Raw genomic sequence first — 21902 nt, 5'->3', positions numbered from 1 at the left:
AAAAAGGCGTCGCAAGCGATTTTTTCGGATTTTTGAAATTTTTACACAAAAATTTTGTACCGTATATGGTTAACAACCACTATATATAGATCAAATCGGCACAAAATGGTTAATCAATTATTAATAACTATCGATGATTTCCTACAGTTGTCGCTGAATCCCCCGATTCGTACCAATGCCGCATTGGAAAACACCACACTGATTCGGAGGCGGACGAATGATCGTAGTGGTTGATGAGCGCGAGCTCGTTAAAGACGGCTATACTTCTCTATTTGGGCGTGAGGGCATCCCCTCGACCGGTTTCGATCCGGTCGAATTCGGGGAATGGGTCTCGACGGCAGCGGACAGCGATCTGGCGGCCGTAGAGGCATTCCTGATCGGTCAGGGCGACAGGAGCTTCTCCTTGCCCAAGGCGATCAGGGATCGCACGACGGCACCGGTGATCGCGGTCAGCGACCAGCCCTCACTGGAATCGACGCTGGCGCTGTTCGACAGCGGCGTCGACGATGTCGTGCGCAAGCCGGTTCACCCCCGTGAAATCCTTGCGCGTGCGGCGGCGATCCGTCGCCGCCTGCAGGTTATCTCGAATTTCACCGATGCGGGACCGATCCGGGTTTTCTCAGACGGTCGTGATCCCGAAGTCGGTGGCGAGGTCTTTGCCTTGCCGCGGCGCGAGCGCCGCATCCTTGAATATTTGATTGCCAATCGCGGACGCCGCGTTTCCAAGGCGCAGATTTTCAATGCCATCTACGGCATCTTCGATGATGACGTCGAAGAGAACGTCGTGGAAAGCCATATCAGCAAGCTGCGCAAGAAGCTTCGCAAGAAGCTCGGCTACGATCCGGTCGATTCGAAGCGTTTCCTCGGTTACAGCATTGATTGGCAATAATATTCATTCATCCGCGTGGTCTTTTTCAAACGCGGTATTTCAGACAGCTTCACGCAAGCCAAACGCTTTACCTTCTCCCTGAAGATGACCACGAGGGTTTTTGAATGAGTATTTTCGGCACTATGCGAACCGGTGTGTCCGGCATGAATGCACAGGCTAACAAGCTGGGAACCGTTGGCGACAACATCGCTAACGCAAGCACCACCGGCTACAAGCGCGCATCGACGTCGTTCTCCTCGCTCGTTCTGCCCTCTTCGTCGGGCAGCTATGCCTCCGGCGGCGTGCAGTCCAACGTTCGCTACAGCATTTCAGAGCAGGGCAACCTGTCCTACACCACGTCGAGCACCGATCTTGCCATTCAGGGCAACGGCTTCTTCGTGGTTCAGGATGGAGCAGGCACGCCTTACCTCACAAGAGCCGGCTCTTTCGTGAAGAATGCGGAAGGGTATCTGGAAAACTCTGCTGGCTTCCAGCTGATGGGCTACCCTTATGGATCCAACCCGCCAGCTGCCGTCGTCAACGGTTTTACCGGTCTCGAGGCTATCAATGTCAACAACTTCGGCCTGACGGCATCGGCGTCCACACAGGGTAGCTTCCCGGCCAACCTGAACCGCGATGAAGATCCGGTTGCTGCGGGTTCGCGTCCGAGTAACAACGTCGCCACTTCGACCATCGGTGCCAAGACCTCTCTGACAGCGTTCGATAGCGGCGGTGCAAAGGTACTCTACGATTTCTACTATACCAAGACCGCTGCAAACACCTGGGAAGTGGCGGTTTATCGTCAGGACCAGTCCACGAATGGTGGTTTCCCATACACGGCAACAGCACCTGCTACGCTGGTCCAGGGAACTGTGTCGCTGACATTCGACCCGGCCACCAACAAGCTTACGACTGCGTCTCCCAAATCGATCACCATCAACGATAGCAACAGCGGCGTTGCACAGTCGATCGATATCGACCTGTCTGATATGTCGCAGTTCTCATCGAAGTTCACGCCCGGCACCGCGATCCTGAACGGCAATGGTCCGAGCCAGATCAAGGACGTCGAAATCGGCAAGGACGGCGTGGTGACTGCAGTCTATCAGGATGGTGGCCGCCGCAACATCTACCAGCTGGCGCTGGCAACGGTGCCGAGCGTCGACAATCTCAGCCCGCAGAACGGCAACGTTTATCTGCCCAGCAACGAGTCGGGTGTCGTCACCATCGGCTTCGCGCAAACTGGCAGCTTCGGTTACATCCAGAAGGGTGCGCTTGAGGGCTCGAACGTCGATATCGCCAGCGAACTCACCGACATGATTGAATCCCAGCGTATCTATACAGCGAATTCGAAAGTCTTCCAGACCGGGTCGGATTTGATGGATGTCCTGATCAATCTGAAGAGATAGTAATTCTCACGAGGACAAATGAATGTCGCTCACGTCAGCAATGAATACTGCGCAGTCGATCTTCAACAATACAGGTAAGCAGACGGACGTTACTTCGAAAAACATTGCCAATGTGGGTAATGCGAACTACGTCAAGCGAACCGCCATTCTCGGCACGACCATGTCAGGTGCAAGTATTGTCGCCAACGGCCGTGCCCAGAATGAGAGCCTCCTGAGGCAGACGATCTCCAGTGCATCCCTCGCTTCCGGCCAGAAAACCGTTCTGACCGGGCTCGAGGAGATGAAAAGCCTTTTCGGCGGCAACGATTACGAGAGTTCGCCTGCCACCTATATGAAGGAACTGCTGAAGAGCCTCGACGGTTACGCCTCAAAGCCGAGCGATTCCGCGCTTGCTGCGACTGCGGTTACATCAGCCGTGGACGTCGCCAATTCCCTGAACAAGGCTTCGTCCGAGTTGCAGGCGATGCGCCTGCGTGCCGACAAGGAAATGTCCCTTCAGGTCGACAAGCTGAACGGCCTGCTCGCGAAATTCGAGGAAGCCAATAACGAGGTCAAGGCGCAGACCGCGATCGGCGGCAATCCAAGTGATGCTCTCGACCAGCGCGAGACGCTGCTGAAGGACATTTCGTCCATCATCGGGATCAATGTCGTCAATCGTGAAAACAACGACGTGGCGCTCTACACGGCGGATGGCGCGACCCTGTTCGAAGTCGTGCCGCGCAAGGTTACTTTCAAGGCGCAGCCGGGCTACGACGCGACGGTCACGGGGAACGCGATCTACGTTGATGGCGTCGCGATCAAGGCGAGCAGCGGCAGCAACACGACAGCGGAAGGTTCGCTTCAGGGTCTGATGCAGGTTCGTGACGACCTGGCGCCAACCATGCAGAGCCAGCTCGACGAAATTGCGCGCGGCCTCATCACCATGTTTGCGGAAAAGCCGGCCAGCCCCACCAGCACGCTGCCGAAGATGCCAGGCCTCTTCACCTACGGCTCCCCTGCGGCCACAACCATTCCGGCAAGCGGTGTTGTCTCTCCCGGGCTCGCTGCGAGCATTACCGTCAACCCTGCGTTAATTATTTCCAAAGGTGGAAACCCGGAATTGTTGCGCGACGGCGGTATCAACGGTACCGCTTATGTAATCAACAGCACAACTTCAGGCGGAACCGGGTTTTCCGCACTGATCGACAGCTATGTCACTGCTTTTGACGCGCCCATGAATTTTGCCGCGTCGACACGTATCGATACGAATACAAGCATCCTGAAATACGGCACCAACTCGGTAGGGTGGCTCGAACAGGAACGATCCGGCGCAACTTCGGCAAACGAAGCGAAAAGCGCGCTCTATGAGCGCTCCGCCACCTCCTATTCGAACAATACTGCCGTCAGCCTGGATGAGGAGCTTTCGCTGCTCATGGATATCGAGCAATCCTACAAGGCCGCCACGAAGCTGGTGACCACCATCGACGACATGCTCAAGTCGCTGATGGATATGGTGAGGTAATAGATGAAAACGTCCTTCATTTCATCGCTGGCGATGCAGAACAGCATGCGCAGCACCATCCTCAAGGCCCAGCTTGAGATGACGAACCTCAATACCGAGCTGACCACGGGCAAACATGCGGACCTGGGCGTGACGCTGGGTGCCAACACGGCCCGCAGTCTTGACCTTAATCGCGATGTCGATCGTCTCTCTTCGCTCGTCAGCGTCAATTCCATCGCCACGCAGCGCCTCAAGTCCTCTCAGGCGGCACTTGATGGCATGGCAAAGGCTGCCCAGGAAATTCAGAAGGTTCTTGTTCCGAATACCAGCAGCGCAGCACCAACGCTGGCAACGGTCGCCAAAACCATTTCGAATGCGTTCAACACCTTCACCGGTTTTGCCAATACGGCAGTCAGTGGCGAATTTCTGTTTTCCGGCATCAATACGGATGTGAAGCCTATCGATGACTACTTTGCCGAAGGATCGACGCTGAAGGCAGCCTATGAGGTTGAGCTGAACGCGTTCATGGCGGCACAGACACCTGCGGTCGGTAACATTGCCGACCTGTCCAAGGATCAGGCCGCGGCGTTCATGACCCGTATCGAAGGCGTGTTCAACGGTACTACGCCGGTTACGAACCCACCGCACAGCGATCTGACGGCCGGCCAGAATTACGATTTCTGGACGACCTATGGGTCGAAGGCGAGCGACACGAACATGACGAGCCGCATCAGCCAGAACGAGGTGGTCGAGACATCGACCAACAGCAACTCGCAGGGCATGCGTTATTTCGCGATGACAGCAATGACGGCGATGACGTTCCTTGATGACAAGGTCCCAAGCGACGTTCGCGAATTGGTGGCGACCAGGTCGGTGACCAATATAGGCACGGTCATTAGTGGTTTGAACCAGCAGCAGAGCCAGCTCGGCCTTTCCGAAAGCCGTGTTTCGAAAGCGAACGACTCGCTCGCCGCCCAGAAAAAGATCATCGAGACTCATCTGCTGGATATCGAGGGGATCGATACCTACGAGGTGAAGACACGCCTGGATCTGCTCCAGCAGCAGATTGAAATTGCCTACAGCCTTACGTCGCGTCTGCAAAAAATGAGTCTGGTAAACTACCTCTGATGAACAGGGGTGGCGGCAGATAAAGGATACATGAATGTACCAGTTTTCCTACGCCGAAATCATGGAGGATGGTGTCGCAGACGCGAAGGATCGCGAGCGGCAGGCGTTGACAAAATCGATCGATCTGCTGGTGGAGGCAAAGGATTCCTCTTCCCAGCGCCACACGATCGAAGCGCTTTTTTACACTCGACGGGTCTGGATCCGCTTCATTGAGGACCTCAAGCAGCCCGAAAACCAGCTGGCCATGGAACTCAGGGCAAATCTGATTTCGATCGCGATCTGGATTTTGAAAGAGTGCGAACTGATCCGGAAACGTCAGTCGACGAATTTCCAGGGTATAATTGACGTGACAACCATCATCAGGGATGGACTGAAATGAAAAGTACACTTCGAATCTCGCTGAAATCGGGCGAAAAGATTTTCATCAACGGCGCGGTTTTGCGGGTGGATCGCAAGGTGGCCCTCGAATTCCTGAACGATGTCACGTTCCTGCTTGAAAACCACGTCCTGCAGCCGGAGCAAGCGACGACGCCGCTCAGACAGCTTTATTTCATCGCCCAGATGATCCTCATCAACCCGGAAGGACGCGAACAGTCGACGAACCTGTTCCGTAAATCCGTGAGCATGCTGCTGAATTGCTTCCAGCATGAGGAGATTCTGGCCGAACTCAAGCGTATCGACGGTCTGGTTGCCTCGGGTAAGGCTTTCGAAGCGCTGAAGGCCATTCGTGGCCTGTACCCGACCGAGGAAAAGATCCTCAACAATCAGGAAATGACCCCCGCAACGATCGAGCAGATTCGCAAGGAGATCGCACCATGGCGGTAGATGCAGTCACGTCGGCAGCCTCTAACCCCTGGGCAAATGCCGGGGCGAGCAGCAACGACAAAAGCGCGGCCTCGCTTAACTACGACAGCTTCCTGAAGCTTCTCATCGCCCAGATGAAAAACCAGGATCCGACCAGCCCGATGGATGCCGGCCAGCAGATGTCGCAGCTTGCGAGCTTCTCGCAGGTTGAGCAGACGATCAAGACCAACACCCATCTGAAGAGCATGCTGCAGGCCGAAGCCCTGACACGCGCTTCCGACCTGGTTGGCAAAACGGTCAAGAGCGCCGACGACAAGGTCACCGGCGTGGTAAAGGAAGTCGAAGTCTATTCGGACGGCGTCGTCGCCATCACAGAAGCTGGTGACAAAGTGCTGCTGCAGGCCGGTGTGACCTTCTCGAACGGTCCGATCGCGACTACACCTGATAGCGGCACCGATTCGGACGTGCCTGCAGGTTCCTGACATTGAAGAGGCGGCATGATGCCGCCTTTCCGGAATAAAGGATGCGACGATGAACGAGGCCGATGCGCTTGATATCATGCAGGCGGCAGTCTGGACGGTTCTCGTCGCGGCCGGTCCCGCCGTTCTCGCGGCCATGATCGTTGGTGTCGCCATCGCCTTCATCCAGGCCCTGACCCAGGTTCAGGAAATGACGCTGACCTTTGTCCCTAAAATCGTAACGATCATGATCGTTCTCGGCGTTGCCGCCCCGTTTGTGGGCGCGCAGATCGCCCTTTTTTCCAATCTCGTCTTTTCGCGGGTTCAGTCGGGCTTCTGACGCCCGTACCGTCTGGATGCCATCCTCGCGCAAGCTTCAGCGACTAGGGATAGGCTGAAGCATCGGGCTGAATTGCGTCAGCGATTTTAGAAAACCGGTGCCGCGGAACCGTGCGGCGGCTTTTCCGTCGCCCTTCTCATGAAGAGACAGGACGATTTTATGGCGCAACCACCAGTCATTTCCTTGCCCAAGGTAAGCCCGAGCATGCGGGATGTCGGTTTCGCATTGGGCATCGTGTCGATCCTCTGCGTGCTGTTCCTGCCCATTCCGGTCGTTCTGGTGGATGTCGGTCTGGCCTTTTCCATAGCACTTTCGGTCCTCATCCTCATGGTGGCGCTCTGGATTCAGCGTCCGCTGGATTTCTCGTCTTTTCCAACCGTGCTGCTGATCGCGACCATGATTCGCCTGTCGCTGAACATTGCGACGACGCGTGTCATCCTTTCGCACGGCAACGAGGGGCCGACGGCGGCGGGCGGCGTGATTGCGGGCTTCTCCAGCCTCGTCATGTCCGGCGACTTCGTGATCGGTCTGATCGTCTTTCTGATCCTGATCACCGTCAACTTCATCGTTATCACCAAGGGTGCCACCCGTATCGCCGAAGTCGGCGCGCGCTTTACGCTGGATGCCATTCCCGGCAAGCAGATGTCGATCGATGCGGATTTGTCCGCCGGCATCATCGATGAAAAGGAAGCGCAACGCCGTCGCCGCGAGCTGGAAGAGGAAAGCTCGTTCTTCGGCTCGATGGACGGTGCCTCGAAGTTCGTACGCGGCGACGCGATCGCCGGCCTGATCATCACCGCGATCAATATTTTCGGCGGCATCATCATCGGTTACTTCCGCCACGGCATGCCGATCGGCGAGGCTGCCGATGTTTTCGTGAAGCTTTCGGTCGGCGACGGTATCGTTTCGCAGATCCCGGCCCTTATCGTGTCGCTGGCGGCCGGCCTTCTGGTGTCGCGCGGCGGCACCTCGGGATCGACGGATCAGGCCGTCATCAATCAGCTGAGCGGATATCCGCGCGCCTTGATGGTCGCAGCCATGCTGATGGGGCTTCTTGCCGTCATGCCGGGATTGCCCTTCCTGCCCTTCACGCTTTTGGGCGGCATCATGGCCTTCGGCAGCTGGTATATTCCGCGCCAGGTCGAAGCGGAAAGCGCGCAGCGTCGTCAGGAAGAGGAGGACAAGGTTCTCCAGACCAACGAAGCGGAAAAGGACTCCGTCAAGCAGGTCCTCAAGACGTCCGAAATCGAACTTGCCCTCGGCAAGCAGGTTTCGACCCGCCTCCTCGGCGCGCATCAGGAACTGGCTTTCCGTGTCGGCAAGATGCGCAAGAAGTTCGCGACCCAATACGGCTTCGTCGTGCCGGAGATCAAGGTCTCCGACGACATCATGATCCCGGAAAAGGCCTACCAGATCCGTGTCCATGGCACGACGATCGCGTCGAGCAATCTGCGCGTTGGCGATGTTCTTGTCGTGACGGGGGCAGGGCGCAAGCCGAGCATTCCGGGCGACGAAATCCGCGAACCCGCCTTCGGCATGCCGGCCGTTTCCATTCTCGAGACATTCACCGAGGATTTGAAGCGCGAAGGTTTCCACCCGATCGACAATGTCTCTGTGGTGCTGACGCATCTGAGCGAAGTCATTCGCAACAATCTGCCGCAATTGCTGTCCTACAAGGACGTCAAGATCCTCATCGACAGGCTGGACCCGGAATACAAGAAGCTTGCCGACGAAATCTGCTCGTCGCACATGTCCTATTCCGGCCTGCAGGCCGTGCTGAAACTGCTGCTCGCCGAACGTGTGTCGATCCGCAACCTGCATCTCATTCTGGAAGCGGTCGCCGAACTTGCCCCGCATGTGCGCAAGACCGAGCAGATCGTCGAACATGTACGGGTGCGCATGTCGCAGCAGCTCTGCGGCGATCTTGCCGACAATGGCGTATTGCGTGTGCTTCGCCTCGGCAACAAATGGGACATGGTCTTCCATCAGGCGCTCAAGCGCGATCAAAAGGGCGAAATCGTCGAATTCGATATCGATCCCCGCCATCTCGAGGAATTTTCCGAGCAGGCATCGAAAGTTATCCGTGAATTCATGGATCGCGGACTACCCTTTGTCCTTGTCACGTCGCCGGAAACACGGTCCTATGTGCGCATGATCATCGAACGACTCTTTGCGACCCTGCCGGTTCTCTCGCATGTGGAACTGGCCAAGGGGCTGGAGATCAAGATTCTGGGCGCCATTTCATGATAACCGACCCGCAAGGGACAATTATCGCATTGTTCCTTGCAATTTGCCGTATCGGCGCCTGCTTCATGACCATGCCGGGCTTTTCCAGTTCGCGCATCTCGCCGCAGATACGCATTCTCCTGTGCGTTGCGGTGTCCATGGCGCTTCTGCCGGTACTGTGGGATACGATCTATCCGAAAGTCTCCGGCGCAAGCCAGGGCGCCGTTGTCGGCCTCATCTTCACCGAGATCGTCATTGGCGCAATGTACGGGCTGATCGCGCGGTTTTACACGCTCGGCTTCCAGTTCACGGGCGCGCTCATCGGCGCATCCATCGGGCTTAGCGCTCCCGGCGGAGCGGATGCCGTTGAAGACGTGCAGGAAAACCAGATTTCGAACTTCATCACCTTCGGTGGGCTCATGGTGCTGTTCATCCTGGATTTCCACCATATTGTCCTGCGGGCGCTGGTCGATTCCTACGCCACGACACCGGTCGGCGCGCTCATCAGCGGCCAGAAGATGCTGATAACCCTGACAGACACGCTGCGCGCCTCCTTTTCCATCATGCTGCGGCTTGCCAGCCCCTTTGTAATTTACGGTCTGATGTTCAACGTTGCGGTCGGCCTCATCAACAAGCTGGCGCCGCAAATCCCGGTCTACTTCATATCGACGCCTTTCGTTCTCGCGGGCGGTATTTTCATGCTTTACCTGTCGATCGCGGCCCTCATCCGGCAATTCGTGGATGGTTTCGGCCCGGTCTTCATCGGCTTCTGATCTGGAGAAAATGCCATGGCTTCGGACAAGCGTTCGGCCAAACTCAAGCGCCTGGTAACGGTCCAGCGCCACATGGAGAAAATGGCCGAGGTGGAACTGGCCGACACCACCCGCGTGCGTGCCGAAGTGGCGCAATCCATGGAGAACGTGCTTGAAGCGATGAGTTCCATGGAGCCGGTCCACCAGACGTTCTCCAGGCACTATTCGGATCGTTACGGCCGCCTTGTCGTCAAGGACCGTCAGCTCTCCGGCGTGCAGCAATTGCAGGAAAACAAGGTGCTCAAGGAAAAGACCAAGGCCGACCGGCTGGAGGACAGGATGCATCTCGCCCGCGATCTCGAGGATCGTGAGGCCGACGACAATGCAATCTATGATCTGTTAGAAATCACGAACGCATCTCGGACACCAGCCTCCAGCAAGGTTGGCGATCCATAGTCTGTCCCGTTGTTGCATCGTTGGGCGTCCAGAGAGACGTATTCAGCGGTGTTTCTTGATTGAGCGAACGCCCCGGTTTTAATGCCGCCCGTTCGTCAGCTCGGGAGTTCTGGACGTGGCGATATCGGTTATAAGCGATCTGGTGATGGATGTGGTTCGCGCTGCGGACCCTCAGGAAGTGCAGGTCGCTCAGGAAAAATTGAAGGCGAACAAGGCGGCTTTCGCTGCGACGAGCCTTGCCGATTCGGGCAAGGGCTTTGGCGCTGCCATTGATATGCTTGACAGCGCCACTTCGAAAGCAGGTCTCGGCAATACCAACATCCGCTCTGCCCGTACCGAAGTTCCGGAAACATATCGCAAGTATGAGGCTTCCGTGCTTCAGACCTTCGTTGCCAACATGCTGCCGAAAGACAGCGAGGAGGTCTACGGCAAGGGCAACGCCGGCGAGATCTGGAAAAGCATGATGGCGGAACAGTTTGCCGACACGATTTCCAGAAATGGCGGCGTTGGCATTGCAGAACAGGCCTACAAGGATGCGTTGCGGAAAGCCGAGAGCAAAGGCATTACCGACGTATCCATGAATGACAAAGACCATAATGCTGCAATTCGGATGGTGGCGGAGTTCGAAAGGCAGGTCCTCGGCGTTTCCAATGATAAAACGGACGAGGCTTGAGCATGATAAATCATAACGAGGAGACAAGCATGGACCTTATGTCGAACGACCACCGCATCAAATCCGTTCTCGGCCGTCTTGAAATGATCATCGACAATGAGAATGACAATATCGGTAAGGACCCGCAGTTCGATTTCAAAGTCTCCAATGCCCATAAAAGCCGTTGCCTCTATGAGTTGACGATGTTGTTCCGCGATACGCCCCATGAGGAAATCGCCGCCGGACATCTCGATCAGGTGCAGGGCATCAAGTCCAAGCTCGCGACCAATGCCAGCCGCGTCGAGGCGCATCTGAATGCGGTTCGCGCTGTTGCGGATCTTCTCAAGACCGCGATTCAGGAAGCCGATACGGACGGCACCTATTCCCAGGAACAGTTCATGTACGGCGCAGCCTCCTGATGTTGAAGCTTCTTCTCAGCGGCGTCTGGGTTTGCGCCGTCACGCTCGGCGCGGTGTATTTCTCCGTCCAGATGGCGACGGCCCCCTCGTCGGGAGATGAGGCGGGGGCGAAAAAGGCAAGTCTGCAACTGGTCAAAGGCGAAAGCATCACCATCCCCGTCATCAATGACGGTGGTGTGAACGGTTATTTCCTCAGCCGCATTTCCTTGCGTGTCGACAAGGACAAGATGGCGAAGATCGAACTGCCCGCAACGCAATTGATGACCGACGAACTCTTCACGCTTCTGGCGGGTTCTTCCATGGTCAACATCGCCAATATCTCCACCTTTGACCCTGATGTCTTCAAGCAGCGCATCCGAGAGGGGCTGAACAAGAAACTTGGCGACGAGGTGGTCGGGGACGTCCTGATCGAGCAGCTCGATTATCTGTCTAAGGCCGATATTCGCGAGCAAAAGGGCAACGGCTCGCCCCGTTCGGTCAAGCTTGTCGAAGGTGAGAAAGTCGACACCGGAAAAGAAGCGGCCCCAAGCCACTGACGGCGGCGCGATGCAGGCCACCGGTCTGGTTAATCGCCCCTTTCTATTTTCCGGAATATTCGATCGGTTGCCTTCAGGGTAAATTCAACCAGCACCTGTATAAACAGACCCATGAGCTGCCGTCCCGCAAACCATGCGCCGGATTGGCGGCGGTGGATTTGGCATTCGGGGGCTGGCATGAATTTCGCGGCAGATTTTGCGCGGACGGGATCGCAACGGAATATTCACGGACTGCGCGTCTGTGATCTGGACTGGAACGGGGCGCTGGAAATGGTCAGCAGCCAGGCTTCGGCTTGTGATGGCCACACGATGCTCTCGTTTCTTACCATCCAGAATGCCAGGCTGTCCCTCAAGGACATTGCTTACAGGCAGATTCTGGAAAGCTGTCTGCTTCTGCCGCAGGGCAGGGGTATGAATGCCGCCGCACGCGCCGAACACGGCAAGCCTCTGCCCGAGACCATCGATGGCGTTGCCTTCGTCATGGCACTTCTGACCTATATGGCGGTGCCGAAACGTATCGGCGTTGCGGGGGATGATGCAGCACAAGTCGGAGAGGTCCTCGCCAAGCTGCGCGCACATGCGCCGTGGCATGATTTCGTCATGCTGAACCGGGATACTTCGGGCGTGAAGGTGGATGTCGTGCTGGCGGGCATGCTTGCGGAAAACCAGGAGAAATGGCTGCATCGCAGCATCAATCGCGATGATGCGCGTCTCGCCATCGCGGTCGGTCCCCTGTTCAAGGTGCTGGCGTCCGAAGTGGCTGGCATGCCCGAAATCTTTCGCAAGCTGCATATGAGCTGGCTTTACAGCCTTTGCGCCGAGCCCTGGCACATCGCGCTCGGCAAGGGCTGAGGCGGGTCGGCAAGGCCCGCGTTAACCATTTGTTTGCCACGATCCTTTAACTTCCCGTAAGGTTTTGAAAGCCGCCTGTTGCGGGCGGCGCCGAGCGTGGCAGACGGCTTCAGATGGTTGATCACAGTCCCGATATGATGGCGACGCGCCCTGATGAGGATGGTGTTGCCGTGCCTGCGTCGCAATTTCGCAAACATTGTCTGCGGCTTCTGACAGCCGGTTGCGTAGCCGCCGCCACCGTTGTGGGGGCTGCACTTCCGCTGCTGCTCATCGATTCCGGTTTTCGCGGATATGTTTCGCAGGCGCATGTCGAGGTTACCCAGACCGGCTACGACGCACCCGATGCGGCACGCTTTCTTGCCATGGCCCGCCGCACCCTGCTTTCTCCGTCCGGTCTGGACCGTATAACGGGCGACCTCAAATTGAAGCCCGCTGACATGGTCGGCGTTCGCAATCAGGGCGAACTTGGCCTGCTTTTCGACCTTTTGACCGGGGCGGATACCCGTTCGCTTTCCCCGCGTGAAGCATTGAACGGTGCTGTGGGCGAGGCGATCCGTCTGGAACTGACGCCGGATGAAAACACGCTGATTGTAACCTCGAAGGCAGCGACGCCGGAAACCGCGATGCGGCTTACGGATTATCTTTCGATGCGTGTCATGGCGGATGGCAAGGCCGGCACCATGACGCCCGCCATGCGCGAGACGGAGCGGGCGCGCACCCGGTTGGACGAGGCGGAAGCCGCCTTGAACGGTTTCCAGATGCGCCACGGCGAGACCGTCCTGGCGGAAGTGCAGCAACTCGAGCAGCAATTGCGCGATCTCAATGACAGCCTTGCGGGGACGACCCAGCAGCAGCAGTCGCTTCAGACGGATCTGGCGGTGGCCACCGGCCTCAAGCCGAGTGACGTATTGTCAAAGCCTCTGCCGTCAGGCGCTGCTTTCTCTGTGCTTGAGGACATCAGGCAAAGACATGCAAGTGCCAGCATGGCGCTTTCAGGCATCTCGGTCGATTACGGCCCGAAACATCCCCGCCGCATCGCCGCCCAGAATGCCGTAGATGCCGTGCAGGCGCTTGTCGCTCCCGCATTGCGTCAGCTGGTCGATGGCTTGCGCGCCGATGAGAAGCGCGTCGCACAGGAAGTTGCAACCGCGAACGCCGAACGAACGAAACATCTCGACCGCCTGAGCAGCCTTGGTGTCACGCCCGGTGAATTATCCAGATTGCAGGGTGAACTGGAAACGGCGCGAAATGCCTATCTTGAGGCGAGCGAGCGTCGGGACATGTCCTCATCCACCACAACCGCCGTTGAGACCCGCCTCACCAGGAAGGCCGGACCGGGCGAACTGTCGCGCGACCTCACACAAGCCGCTATGCTGGCAGGCGGTGGCGCGTTGCTCGGCCTGCTGGGCAGCCTGTATCTCCTGAGCTACCGTCGCCATGACGAGGAGGAGGCACTCGTCTTTGATGATGCGCACGTTCTGCCCTCCGAAAAAACGCCTGAGCAATCCATGCAGTTTCCCGAGTTCGAGCCGATCGAGCCGGATGTGTTCGATGATCTTGAAGAACTGGCCGCGGATAGCGAATTCGAGCCGGAGGCTGAGTTCGTGGACTATTACGCCGGGGCGGCGAACGATAGCGGATTCGATACCGATGACATTCCGCTGGACGAGCGTGTGCGGCAGGTTCTGATGGGCAACCGCACCGTCAGGAATACCCCCCAGACGACACCGGAGCTGCCGCCCTTGCTCAGTGAAGCCCTTGCCGGGCATTTCGACCATGAGCAGGCCGAAGCCGAGGAATTGGCGGAATTGAGACGCGAGTTGGCGCTCTTGAGGGAGCGCCTCGCCGATTACGCCGAGCATCGCGACGACTACCGCAAAACTGCCTGACGAAGCTGCATTTTTGCTTGCATTCCTGCAAAGTCGGCACCATACGGGGCCAACGTAATCCAGCAGGAGCAGGACGCATGGCAGTTGTGATTGACGGAAAGGCAAAGGCGGCTTCGGTAACGGAGGCGGTCCGCAAATCGGCAGAAACGCTTGAGGCGGAACAGGGTGTGAAGCCCGGTCTCGCGGTTGTCATCGTCGGCAACGATCCGGCCAGCCACGCTTACGTGAATTCCAAAAGCAAGACAGCCAAGCAATGCGGCTTCAATTCCGTTCAGCACACGCTGCCGGAGGAAACAACTCAAGATCAGCTTCTGAAGTTGGTCGGCGAACTGAACGCCGATCCCTCCATCCACGGCATTCTGGTACAGCTTCCTTTGCCGAAACACTTCAATTCCGATGAGATCATCCAGTCGATCCTGCCCGAGAAGGATGTGGATGGCCTGAGCGTGCTGAACGCCGGCAAGCTGGCGACCGGCGATCTCGCAACCGGCCTCATCTCCTGCACGCCAGCCGGCGCCATGCTTCTGGTGCGCAGCATTCACGGCGAAGATCTTTCCGGCCTGAACGCCGTGGTCATCGGCCGCTCCAACCTCTTCGGCAAGCCGATGGGCCAGCTTCTCCTGAATGCCAACGCCACGGTGACGATGGCGCATTCGCGCACCAAGGATCTCGCCACCGTCTGCAAGACGGCCGATATTCTCGTGGCGGCGGTGGGTCGCGCGGCAATGGTGAAGGGCGATTGGGTAAAGCCCGGCGCGACCGTCATCGATGTCGGCATCAACCGCATTCCCGCTCCGGAAAAGGGTGAAGGCAAATCGAAGCTGGTCGGTGACGTCGCCTATGATGAGGCAAGCGCAGTCGCTGCTGCCATCACCCCCGTTCCGGGCGGCGTAGGCCCGATGACGATTGCCATGCTGATGGCCAACACCGTCATCGCCGCCTATCGCGCGCTTGGAAAGACCGCACCGAAGTTCTGAAATCGGTATTACTCTTTCGGAGCCGGTCCTGTGGAGGCGCGGACGACAAGTTCCGCCTTCCAGAGTTCCTGATGAGGTTCGGTCTGGTTAAGCTTGATCCGGTTGATCAGGCGCTGCCCGACACGCACCCCCGCCGCCCGCAAGGATGAGCGGGTGGTGGTGAGAGGCACCGAGAAATTGTCGGGCTTCAACAGCGGCAACACATCGTCATGGGCAATCAGCGAAATATCCTTGCCCGGTTTCAAGCCGCGCTGGTTGAGCGAGCGGATCACGCCGAGTGCCAATGCGGTACTCGCGCATACAATGGCGGTTGGTCTTTCCGGCTGTGACAACAGCGCCTCCATGCCGAGATAACCCTCCTCGTCGGTCATGCTGCTGTGTCTTGTATTTTCCGGGCGCAATGTCAGCCCGTTTGCCGTCAGCGCTTTTTCCACCCCGAGACAGCGGCGGAAGGTGAAGTCGTAGCCCTCCGGCCCGTTCAGAAGCCCGATCCGCTTGTGGCCAAGCTGAAGCAGCAGCTGGGTCGCATCGCGAAATGCGGCCTCATTGTCCACGTCGAGAAAGGGATAATCCTCTTCCACGCCGATGGAGCGGCCATGGACGAGGAAGGGCAGGGAAAGCGATTGCATCATGGCGATGCGGGCGTCGTTCTTCTTCATATAGGCGAGGTAGATGCCATCAACGCTGCCGCTCGCCGCCAGCCCCCGCAGGGCTTCCCGTTCCTTTTCCGGCTCCGTGGGCGTGATGACGAGGTGAAATCCGCTGCGAGCCGCTTCTTCGCCTAGACCGCTCAGGAATTCGCCGAAATGCACATCCGAGCGGTGGTGCTCGCCAACCGGCATGACCAGTCCGATGGAGCCGACCTTGCCGGTCGCCAACCGTTGCGCCGCGGCATTCGGGCGATATCCGGTCTTTTCGGCGGCTTCCATGACGCGGCGGCGCGTCTCTGCGCTCACCTCGGGATATCCGTTGAGCGCTCTGCTGACGGTTGTCTGAGAAATCCCCAGCAGTTGCGACAACTGTTTCAGGTTCATGTCTGTTTTTCCTCCATGCGCGCGCATCGGAAATGGCAAAAGCCTCTCCTCTAACTCCCAAAGCGCTTTAGTTTTTTACCAGTCCCTGCCGGTTTTCTCAATCGAAAACGATAGCCGCCTTTCTAAGTAAGTATGACTATTCATACGACAATGCGGCATGTCCAGCGAAAGAGCCTCTTGACTCCTTCTCAATGACAATGAGATGAATAGGCAGCCAAAGCGCTTTGATTTATGGGAGATGCTTTGAGCCTTTTATGTGATGGGAGGTAAATCACATGCAGAAGACCTTTTTGGCGACGGCGGCTTCTATAGTGCTGCTGTCGGGTTCGGCCTTTGCCGCCGATCTGAAATTCGCGCCCGGTCAGGATGCCAAGTTCAACTGGAAAAGCTACGAAGACTTCAAGGCGGCCCATGCCGACCTCAAGGGTCAGACGCTGACGATTTTCGGGCCCTGGCGCGGCGAGGACGAGGCGCTGTTCCAGACGGTGCTGGCCTATTTCTCCGACGCGACCGGCGTGAACGTCCGCTATTCCTCCTCGGAAAACTACGAACAGCAGATCGTCATCGACACGCAGGCGGGTTCTCCGCCCAACATCGCCATCCTGCCGCAGCCCGGTCTTCTGGCCGATCTCGCCGCCAAGGGTTTTCTGGTTCCGCTCGGCGATGAGACCGCAAGCTGGGTTAAGGACAATTACGGCGCTGGCCAGTCCTGGGTTGATCTCGGCAGCTACAAGGGCAAGGACGGCAACAAGGCTTACTTTGCATTTCCCTTCAAGGCCGACGTGAAGTCGCTCGTCTGGTACGTACCTGAGAACTTCGAGGAAGCGGGCTATAAAGTGCCCGAGAGCATGGAAGACCTGTTCAAGCTGACGGACCAGATCGTTGCCGATGGCGGCACACCCTGGTGCATCGGCCTCGGTTCCGGCGGTGCGACCGGCTGGCCGGCAACGGACTGGGTGGAAGACCTGATGCTGCGCACGCAGCCACTCGACGTCTATCAGAAATGGACGACGAACGAGGTGAAGTTCACCGATCCGGCCGTCGTTGCGGCAATCAATGAATTCGGTAAATTCGCCAAGAACGAAAAATATGTCAGCGGCGGCGTTGCGGCTGTGGCCTCCACCGACTTCCGCGACAGCCCGAAGGGTCTCTTCGACATTCCGCCGAAGTGCTACCTCCACCATCAAGCGTCCTTCGTGCCGTCCTTCTTCCCTGATGGTACCAAGGTCGGAACGGATGTGGATTTCTTCTATATGCCGACCTATGCCGCAAAGCCGGAACTCGGCAAGCCGGTTCTGGGCGCCGGCACGCTCGTCACCATCACCAAGGAAGCGCCCGCCGCCAAGGCTTTCGTCGATTTCCTGAAAACCCCGATCGCCCATGAAGTCTGGATGGCACAGTCCAGCTTCCTGACGCCGTATAAGGGTGTGAATGTCGATACCTATGCCAATGAGCAGATGAAGCGCCAGGGTGAAATCCTCACCTCCGCGACCACCTTCGGCTTTGACGGTTCCGACCTGATGCCGGGCAAGATCGGCGCGGGTGCATTCTGGACCGGCATGATCGATTTCGTCGGCGGCAAGTCGGCCGATCAGGTCGCTGCCGATATCCAGAAGGCCTGGGACGGCCTGAAGTAACCTCAACAGAGCTTGGCCCGGCGGTGATGCCGCCGGGCCTTTGCCAACGGAACGGCCGTCGACCGCATAAAATCAGCGCGGCGCGGAGAGGATCAAGGGAGGGAGCATGGCTCAACAACTCGTTTCTGCCATCGGCGTCATGGTGGCCGGCGTTTTTGCCTGCGCTGCCTATTATTGGCTATCCGACAAACTGTTGCAGGTAATCTTTCCCGTCCGCTCGGGAGACGTGTTGCAGGCATCCCGCAACCTCAACCGCCGCGCGTCGGTCAGGCCCTGGCTGTTCATCGGCCCCGCTCTTCTCCTTCTTCTCGTCTATCTGGTCTATCCCGTCATCGCGACGCTCATCCTCTCGTTCTATGACCGGACCGGCGCCGAATTCGTAGGTCTTGCCAATTATCGCTGGGCATTTTTCGATGCCGGCTTCCGGCAATCGATCTTCAACAACATCCTCTGGCTGGCCGTGGTGCCGGCCGCCTGCACCTTCTTCGGCCTCGTTATTGCCGTCATGACCGACCGCATCTGGTGGGGCAACATCGCCAAATCCATCGTCTTCATGCCGATGGCGATCTCCTTCGTCGGTGCCTCCGTCATCTGGAAATTCATTTACGAGTATCGCGCCGAAGGTCAGGTGCAGATCGGCCTCCTCAACGCCGTCGTCGAGTTTTTCGGCGGCAGCCCGGAGGTGTGGATTTCCATGCCCTTCTGGAACAACTTTTTCCTGATGGTCATCCTCATCTGGATTCAGACCGGCTTTGCCATGGTCATCCTGTCGGCAGCGCTGCGCGGCATTCCGGAAGAGACAATCGAAGCGGCCGTCATCGATGGCGCCAATGGCTGGCAGATCTTCTGGAAGATCATGGTCCCGCAAATCTGGGGCACCATCGCCGTCGTCTGGACGACGATCACCATTCTCGTTCTCAAGGTTTTCGACATCGTGCTGACCATGACCAACGGTCAGTGGAACACCATGGTTCTCGCCAACCTCATGTTCGACTGGATGTTCCGCGGCGGCGGTGACAGTGGCCGAAGTGCGGTCATAGCGCTCGTCATCATGGCGGCCGTCACGCCGATCATGGTCTGGAACATCCGCCAGGCGAACCGTGAGATGGAGGGCCGCTGAGATGGATATCGTAAAACGTCTGCGCCGCGTCGGCCTGCCGCGCCTCATCGTCCATGCCAGCGTGCTGGTCGTCGTGCTTCTCTGGCTTCTGCCCACACTCGGTATTCTCGTAAGTTCCCTGCGCGACAAGGACCAGATCACCGTGTCGGGCTGGTGGACGGCCTTTTCCAGTTCTGAGCAGACCGCGGCGGTTCGCCTTGCCGACGCTGCCGTGCAGAAGCAGGACGGGAACCGCTACGTCATATCAGGTAATGTTTTTGAAAGCGGACAGGGGGGCAAGGTTGCAGCCTTCGGCGTTCGCGTGCAGGAGCCGACGGCCTTCAAAGCCGGTGAAGCGGCAGATATCGGCGACGGGGAAACGCTGCTCGTCAATACGGACGGCACCTATGAATACAGCAAGGCCTCAAGCTTCGAGGGCTCTCGCGGCAAGCGCGTCTATATTTCCGTCGCGACACCGCCGGTCTTCACACTCGACAATTATCGAACCGTCCTGACCTCGGAAGGCATCGGCCAGTCCTTCGTCAACTCGCTGACAGTCGCCGTTCCGGCAACCGTCATCCCGATCCTCATCGCCGCCTTTGCCGCCTATGCGCTGTCATGGATGAGCTTTTCCGGCCGCAATTTTCTGATTGCGATGGTGGTGGGCCTGATCGTCGTACCGTTGCAGATGTCGCTGATACCGCTCCTGAAACTCTACAACGAAATCGGCAATATCTTCGGCGTTCCGTCCAAGACCTATGCCGGCATCTGGCTGGCGCACACCGCCTTCGGTCTGCCGCTCGCCATCTACCTGTTGCGCAACTACATTTCCGGCCTGCCGAAAGAGATCATCGAAAGTGCACGTGTCGACGGCGCGAGCGATTTCGAAATCTTCGTCAAGATCATCCTGCCGCTATCCTTCCCGGCGCTCGCCTCCTTCGCCATCTTCCAGTTTCTGTGGACCTGGAACGACCTGCTCGTCGCCATGGTCTTCCTCGGCACGCAGAAGGATGAGCTGGTGCTGACCGGTGCGCTAAACGCGCTGCTCGGTTCGCGCGGCGGCAACTGGGAAATCCTCACCGCCTCGGCCTTCGTTACCATTGTCGTGCCGCTCGGCGTTTTCTTTGCCCTTCAACGTTATCTCGTGCGTGGCCTGCTCTCAGGCTCCGTCAAGGGAGGCTGATTATCCATGAACGCCCATACCAGACAGGATGAGACTATGACCGCTCCGGTGACTTCCGCTTTGACGCCCAACAAGGATTGGTGGCGCGGCGCCGTGATCTATCAGATCTACCCGCGCTCCTATCAGGACTCCAATGGCGACGGCATCGGCGATCTCAAGGGCATCACCGACCGGTTGGCGCATATTGCCGGTCTCGGTGCCGACGCCATCTGGATTTCGCCCTTCTTCACCTCGCCGATGAAGGATTTCGGTTATGACGTCTCGAATTATGTCGATGTCGATCCGATGTTCGGCACGCTTGCCGATTTCGACGGCTTGATCGCGGAAGCGCACCGTCTGGGTATCCGCGTCATGATCGACCTCGTCATGTCGCACACGTCTGACCAGCATCCGTGGTTCGTGGAAAGCCGCGCCAGCCGCAACAATCCGAAATCGGACTGGTACGTCTGGTCGGACAGCAAGCCGGATGGCACGCCGCCCAACAACTGGCTGTCGATCTTCGGCGGCTCCGGCTGGCAGTGGGACCCCACCCGCATGCAATATTATATGCACAACTTCCTGACCTCGCAGCCGGATCTCAACCTGCATAATCCGGAAGTGCAGGAAGAACTGCTCAATATCACCCGCTTCTGGCTGAAGCGCGGCGTCGATGGTTTCCGCCTCGATACCATCAACTTCTATTTCCATGATCTGGAATTGCGCGACAACCCGGCGCTGGCGCCGGAGCGCCGCAACGCCTCCACGGCACCTGCGGTCAATCCCTACAATTTCCAGGAACATCTCTACGACAAGAACCGCCCCGAAAACATCGCCTTCCTGAAACGCTTCCGCGCCGTGCTGGACGAGTTTCCGGATATCGCCGCCGTTGGCGAAGTGGGCGACAGCCAGCGCGGACTCGAAATCGTCGGTGAATACACCTCCGGCGACGACAAGATGCAGATGTGTTACGCCTTCGAATTCCTGGCGCCGGATGCGCTCACGCCGCAGCGTGTTGCCGATGTGCAGGCGGATTTTGCCAGGGCCGCACCGGAAGGCTGGGCCTGCTGGGCTTTCTCCAACCACGATGTCGTTCGCCATGTCAGCCGCTGGGGCGAGCATGTCGAGGATAAGGATGCTTTCGCCAAGGTGCTCTCGGCGTTGTTGATGACGCAGCGCGGCTCCGTCTGCATCTATGAGGGTGAAGAGCTGGGCCTTACTGAAGCCGATATTGCTTTTGAGGATTTGCAGGACCCCTACGGCATCCAGTTCTGGCCGGAATTTAAAGGCCGCGACGGTTGCCGCACACCGATGGTGTGGGATGCGGGCCATGCGCAGGCCGGCTTCTCGACGTCGGACAAGACCTGGCTGCCCATTCCGGCCGAACACAAGCAGCGCGCCGTCAGCACCCAGCAGGGCAATGAGGCATCCGTGCTGGAGCACTACCGCCGCTTCCTTTCCTTCCGCAAAAAGCATCCCGCCTTTGCCAAGGGCGGCATCGAATTCCAGCCAGTGGAGGGCGATGTGCTGAGCTACACCCGCACGCTCGGCAACGAAACCGTTCTGTGCCTCTTCAATCTGTCCGCGACACCGGCAAAGGCGACGCTGCCGGAAGGGAACTGGGAGGTTCTCGAAGGGCACGGCTTTGCAAGCGGTGTGGACGGCAGAAGCGTAGAACTTCCGGCATGGGGCGCTTTCTTCGCCCGTTACGCCTGATAGAGCAGGGAGGA

The 21902-nt window shown here is 58.0% G+C and carries 22 protein-coding genes; 21 read left to right on the top strand and 1 reads right to left on the bottom strand.

The features are described from left to right. Positions 1–217 precede the first annotated feature (217 nt). The 17 genes from rem (at position 218) to folD (ending at position 15243) form a co-directional block, all read left to right on the top strand. On the top strand, positions 218–889 hold the full coding sequence (gene rem / locus ACQZ45_RS06595; RefSeq protein WP_003515107.1) for a transcriptional activator Rem: 672 nt from the start codon (positions 218–220) through the stop codon (positions 887–889). Between the two features lie 104 nt (positions 890–993). Then, on the top strand, positions 994–2274 hold the full coding sequence (locus tag ACQZ45_RS06590; protein WP_112674063.1) for a flagellar hook protein FlgE: 1281 nt from the start codon (positions 994–996) through the stop codon (positions 2272–2274). Between the two features lie 22 nt (positions 2275–2296). Continuing rightward, complete coding sequence (gene flgK, locus ACQZ45_RS06585; protein ID WP_003515109.1) at positions 2297–3775, top strand: flagellar hook-associated protein FlgK; 1479 nt, start codon at positions 2297–2299, stop codon at positions 3773–3775. Positions 3776–3778: 3 nt separating this feature from the next. Beyond that, positions 3779–4882 carry a flagellar hook-associated family protein gene (locus tag ACQZ45_RS06580; protein WP_003515111.1) on the top strand — a complete coding sequence of 368 codons (1104 nt, stop codon included), beginning with the start codon at positions 3779–3781 and terminating at the stop codon, positions 4880–4882. A 34-nt stretch (positions 4883–4916) separates the two neighbouring features. Then, positions 4917–5261 (top strand): flagellar biosynthesis regulator FlaF, encoded by a 345-nt coding sequence (flaF, locus tag ACQZ45_RS06575; RefSeq protein WP_003515112.1) that lies wholly within the window; start codon positions 4917–4919, stop codon positions 5259–5261. Next, positions 5258–5707, top strand: a complete 450-nt coding sequence (gene flbT / locus ACQZ45_RS06570; protein WP_003515113.1) for a flagellar biosynthesis repressor FlbT — start codon at positions 5258–5260, stop codon at positions 5705–5707. Before flaF ends, flbT begins: the two co-directional genes overlap by 4 nt. Next, entirely contained in the window at positions 5698–6168 is a 471-nt protein-coding gene (gene flgD, locus ACQZ45_RS06565) for a flagellar hook assembly protein FlgD (protein WP_003515114.1), read from the top strand. The genes flbT and flgD overlap by 10 nt, the downstream gene beginning before the upstream one ends. A gap of 49 nt (positions 6169–6217) precedes the next feature. Further along, positions 6218–6484 (top strand): flagellar biosynthetic protein FliQ, encoded by a 267-nt coding sequence (locus tag ACQZ45_RS06560; protein ID WP_003515115.1) that lies wholly within the window; start codon positions 6218–6220, stop codon positions 6482–6484. 159 nt (positions 6485–6643) lie between these two features. Beyond that, positions 6644–8731, top strand: a complete 2088-nt coding sequence (flhA, locus tag ACQZ45_RS06555) for a flagellar biosynthesis protein FlhA (protein WP_003515116.1) — start codon at positions 6644–6646, stop codon at positions 8729–8731. After that, entirely contained in the window at positions 8728–9483 is a 756-nt protein-coding gene (gene fliR, locus ACQZ45_RS06550; protein ID WP_003515118.1) for a flagellar biosynthetic protein FliR, read from the top strand. The genes flhA and fliR overlap by 4 nt, the downstream gene beginning before the upstream one ends. A 15-nt stretch (positions 9484–9498) precedes the next feature. Next, on the top strand, positions 9499–9918 hold the full coding sequence (locus ACQZ45_RS06545) for a hypothetical protein (RefSeq protein WP_003515120.1): 420 nt from the start codon (positions 9499–9501) through the stop codon (positions 9916–9918). Between the two features lie 115 nt (positions 9919–10033). Further along, positions 10034–10591 carry a rod-binding protein gene (locus ACQZ45_RS06540; protein WP_003515121.1) on the top strand — a complete coding sequence of 186 codons (558 nt, stop codon included), beginning with the start codon at positions 10034–10036 and terminating at the stop codon, positions 10589–10591. A 29-nt stretch (positions 10592–10620) separates the two neighbouring features. Then, on the top strand, positions 10621–10989 hold the full coding sequence (locus tag ACQZ45_RS06535) for a hypothetical protein (RefSeq protein ID WP_003515122.1): 369 nt from the start codon (positions 10621–10623) through the stop codon (positions 10987–10989). Next, the gene (locus ACQZ45_RS06530; protein WP_113291986.1) at positions 10989–11525 is read left to right on the top strand and encodes a hypothetical protein; all 537 of its coding nucleotides are present in this window, start codon (positions 10989–10991) and stop codon (positions 11523–11525) included. The genes ACQZ45_RS06535 and ACQZ45_RS06530 overlap by 1 nt, the downstream gene beginning before the upstream one ends. Before the next feature lie 177 nt (positions 11526–11702). Beyond that, a complete protein-coding gene (locus ACQZ45_RS06525; RefSeq protein ID WP_112496696.1) occupies positions 11703–12377 on the top strand; it encodes a WecB/TagA/CpsF family glycosyltransferase in 675 nt (224 codons plus the stop codon). Positions 12378–12490: 113 nt separating this feature from the next. Further along, complete coding sequence (locus tag ACQZ45_RS06520) at positions 12491–14266, top strand: GumC domain-containing protein (RefSeq protein WP_113291985.1); 1776 nt, start codon at positions 12491–12493, stop codon at positions 14264–14266. 77 nt (positions 14267–14343) lie between these two features. Further along, positions 14344–15243: a bifunctional methylenetetrahydrofolate dehydrogenase/methenyltetrahydrofolate cyclohydrolase FolD gene (gene folD / locus ACQZ45_RS06515; RefSeq protein ID WP_003515126.1), complete on the top strand. Its 900-nt coding sequence runs from the start codon at positions 14344–14346 to the stop codon at positions 15241–15243. An 8-nt stretch (positions 15244–15251) separates the two neighbouring features. Here folD and ACQZ45_RS06510 read toward each other — a convergent pair whose 3' ends face one another. Next, positions 15252–16277, bottom strand: a complete 1026-nt coding sequence (locus ACQZ45_RS06510) for a LacI family DNA-binding transcriptional regulator (protein ID WP_003515127.1) — start codon at positions 16275–16277, stop codon at positions 15252–15254. Between the two features lie 275 nt (positions 16278–16552). Here ACQZ45_RS06510 and ACQZ45_RS06505 point away from each other — a divergent pair, with 275 nt between their 5' ends. The 4 genes from ACQZ45_RS06505 to bglA all read left to right on the top strand — a co-directional run bounded on the left by ACQZ45_RS06505 (position 16553) and on the right by bglA (position 21888). Then, the gene (locus tag ACQZ45_RS06505; RefSeq protein WP_038489846.1) at positions 16553–17914 is read left to right on the top strand and encodes an ABC transporter substrate-binding protein; all 1362 of its coding nucleotides are present in this window, start codon (positions 16553–16555) and stop codon (positions 17912–17914) included. Positions 17915–18020: 106 nt separating this feature from the next. After that, positions 18021–19034: a carbohydrate ABC transporter permease gene (locus ACQZ45_RS06500; protein ID WP_003515131.1), complete on the top strand. Its 1014-nt coding sequence runs from the start codon at positions 18021–18023 to the stop codon at positions 19032–19034. A gap of 1 nt (position 19035) precedes the next feature. Further along, the gene (locus ACQZ45_RS06495) at positions 19036–20196 is read left to right on the top strand and encodes a carbohydrate ABC transporter permease (RefSeq protein ID WP_003515133.1); all 1161 of its coding nucleotides are present in this window, start codon (positions 19036–19038) and stop codon (positions 20194–20196) included. 36 nt (positions 20197–20232) lie between these two features. Continuing rightward, positions 20233–21888, top strand: coding sequence for a beta-galactosidase BglA (gene bglA, locus ACQZ45_RS06490; RefSeq protein WP_113291984.1), 1656 nt, complete (start codon positions 20233–20235; stop codon positions 21886–21888). The last annotated feature ends 14 nt before the right edge of the window (positions 21889–21902 follow it).

The organism is Agrobacterium sp. 16-2014-1-2a, from assembly GCF_053522705.1.
The sequence above is the reverse complement of the archived record's forward strand: the minus strand, read 5'-3'. Positions and strand labels throughout refer to the sequence as shown.

Excerpts from the sequence above, each read along its gene's own strand:
- rem (WP_003515107.1), top strand. The coding sequence starts at position 218 with ATGATCGTAGTGGTTGATGAGCGCGAGCTCGTTAAAGACGGCTATACT.
- ACQZ45_RS06590 (WP_112674063.1), top strand. The coding sequence starts at position 994 with ATGAGTATTTTCGGCACTATGCGAACCGGTGTGTCCGGCATGAATGCA.
- flgK (WP_003515109.1), top strand. The coding sequence starts at position 2,297 with ATGTCGCTCACGTCAGCAATGAATACTGCGCAGTCGATCTTCAACAAT.
- ACQZ45_RS06580 (WP_003515111.1), top strand. The coding sequence starts at position 3,779 with ATGAAAACGTCCTTCATTTCATCGCTGGCGATGCAGAACAGCATGCGC.
- flaF (WP_003515112.1), top strand. The coding sequence starts at position 4,917 with ATGTACCAGTTTTCCTACGCCGAAATCATGGAGGATGGTGTCGCAGAC.
- flbT (WP_003515113.1), top strand. The coding sequence starts at position 5,258 with ATGAAAAGTACACTTCGAATCTCGCTGAAATCGGGCGAAAAGATTTTC.
- flgD (WP_003515114.1), top strand. The coding sequence starts at position 5,698 with ATGGCGGTAGATGCAGTCACGTCGGCAGCCTCTAACCCCTGGGCAAAT.
- ACQZ45_RS06560 (WP_003515115.1), top strand. The coding sequence starts at position 6,218 with ATGAACGAGGCCGATGCGCTTGATATCATGCAGGCGGCAGTCTGGACG.
- flhA (WP_003515116.1), top strand. The coding sequence starts at position 6,644 with ATGGCGCAACCACCAGTCATTTCCTTGCCCAAGGTAAGCCCGAGCATG.
- fliR (WP_003515118.1), top strand. The coding sequence starts at position 8,728 with ATGATAACCGACCCGCAAGGGACAATTATCGCATTGTTCCTTGCAATT.
- ACQZ45_RS06545 (WP_003515120.1), top strand. The coding sequence starts at position 9,499 with ATGGCTTCGGACAAGCGTTCGGCCAAACTCAAGCGCCTGGTAACGGTC.
- ACQZ45_RS06535 (WP_003515122.1), top strand. The coding sequence starts at position 10,621 with ATGGACCTTATGTCGAACGACCACCGCATCAAATCCGTTCTCGGCCGT.
- ACQZ45_RS06530 (WP_113291986.1), top strand. The coding sequence starts at position 10,989 with ATGTTGAAGCTTCTTCTCAGCGGCGTCTGGGTTTGCGCCGTCACGCTC.
- ACQZ45_RS06525 (WP_112496696.1), top strand. The coding sequence starts at position 11,703 with ATGAATTTCGCGGCAGATTTTGCGCGGACGGGATCGCAACGGAATATT.
- ACQZ45_RS06520 (WP_113291985.1), top strand. The coding sequence starts at position 12,491 with ATGGTTGATCACAGTCCCGATATGATGGCGACGCGCCCTGATGAGGAT.
- folD (WP_003515126.1), top strand. The coding sequence starts at position 14,344 with ATGGCAGTTGTGATTGACGGAAAGGCAAAGGCGGCTTCGGTAACGGAG.
- ACQZ45_RS06510 (WP_003515127.1), bottom strand. The coding sequence starts at position 16,277 with ATGAACCTGAAACAGTTGTCGCAACTGCTGGGGATTTCTCAGACAACC.
- ACQZ45_RS06505 (WP_038489846.1), top strand. The coding sequence starts at position 16,553 with ATGCAGAAGACCTTTTTGGCGACGGCGGCTTCTATAGTGCTGCTGTCG.
- ACQZ45_RS06500 (WP_003515131.1), top strand. The coding sequence starts at position 18,021 with ATGGCTCAACAACTCGTTTCTGCCATCGGCGTCATGGTGGCCGGCGTT.
- ACQZ45_RS06495 (WP_003515133.1), top strand. The coding sequence starts at position 19,036 with ATGGATATCGTAAAACGTCTGCGCCGCGTCGGCCTGCCGCGCCTCATC.
- bglA (WP_113291984.1), top strand. The coding sequence starts at position 20,233 with ATGACCGCTCCGGTGACTTCCGCTTTGACGCCCAACAAGGATTGGTGG.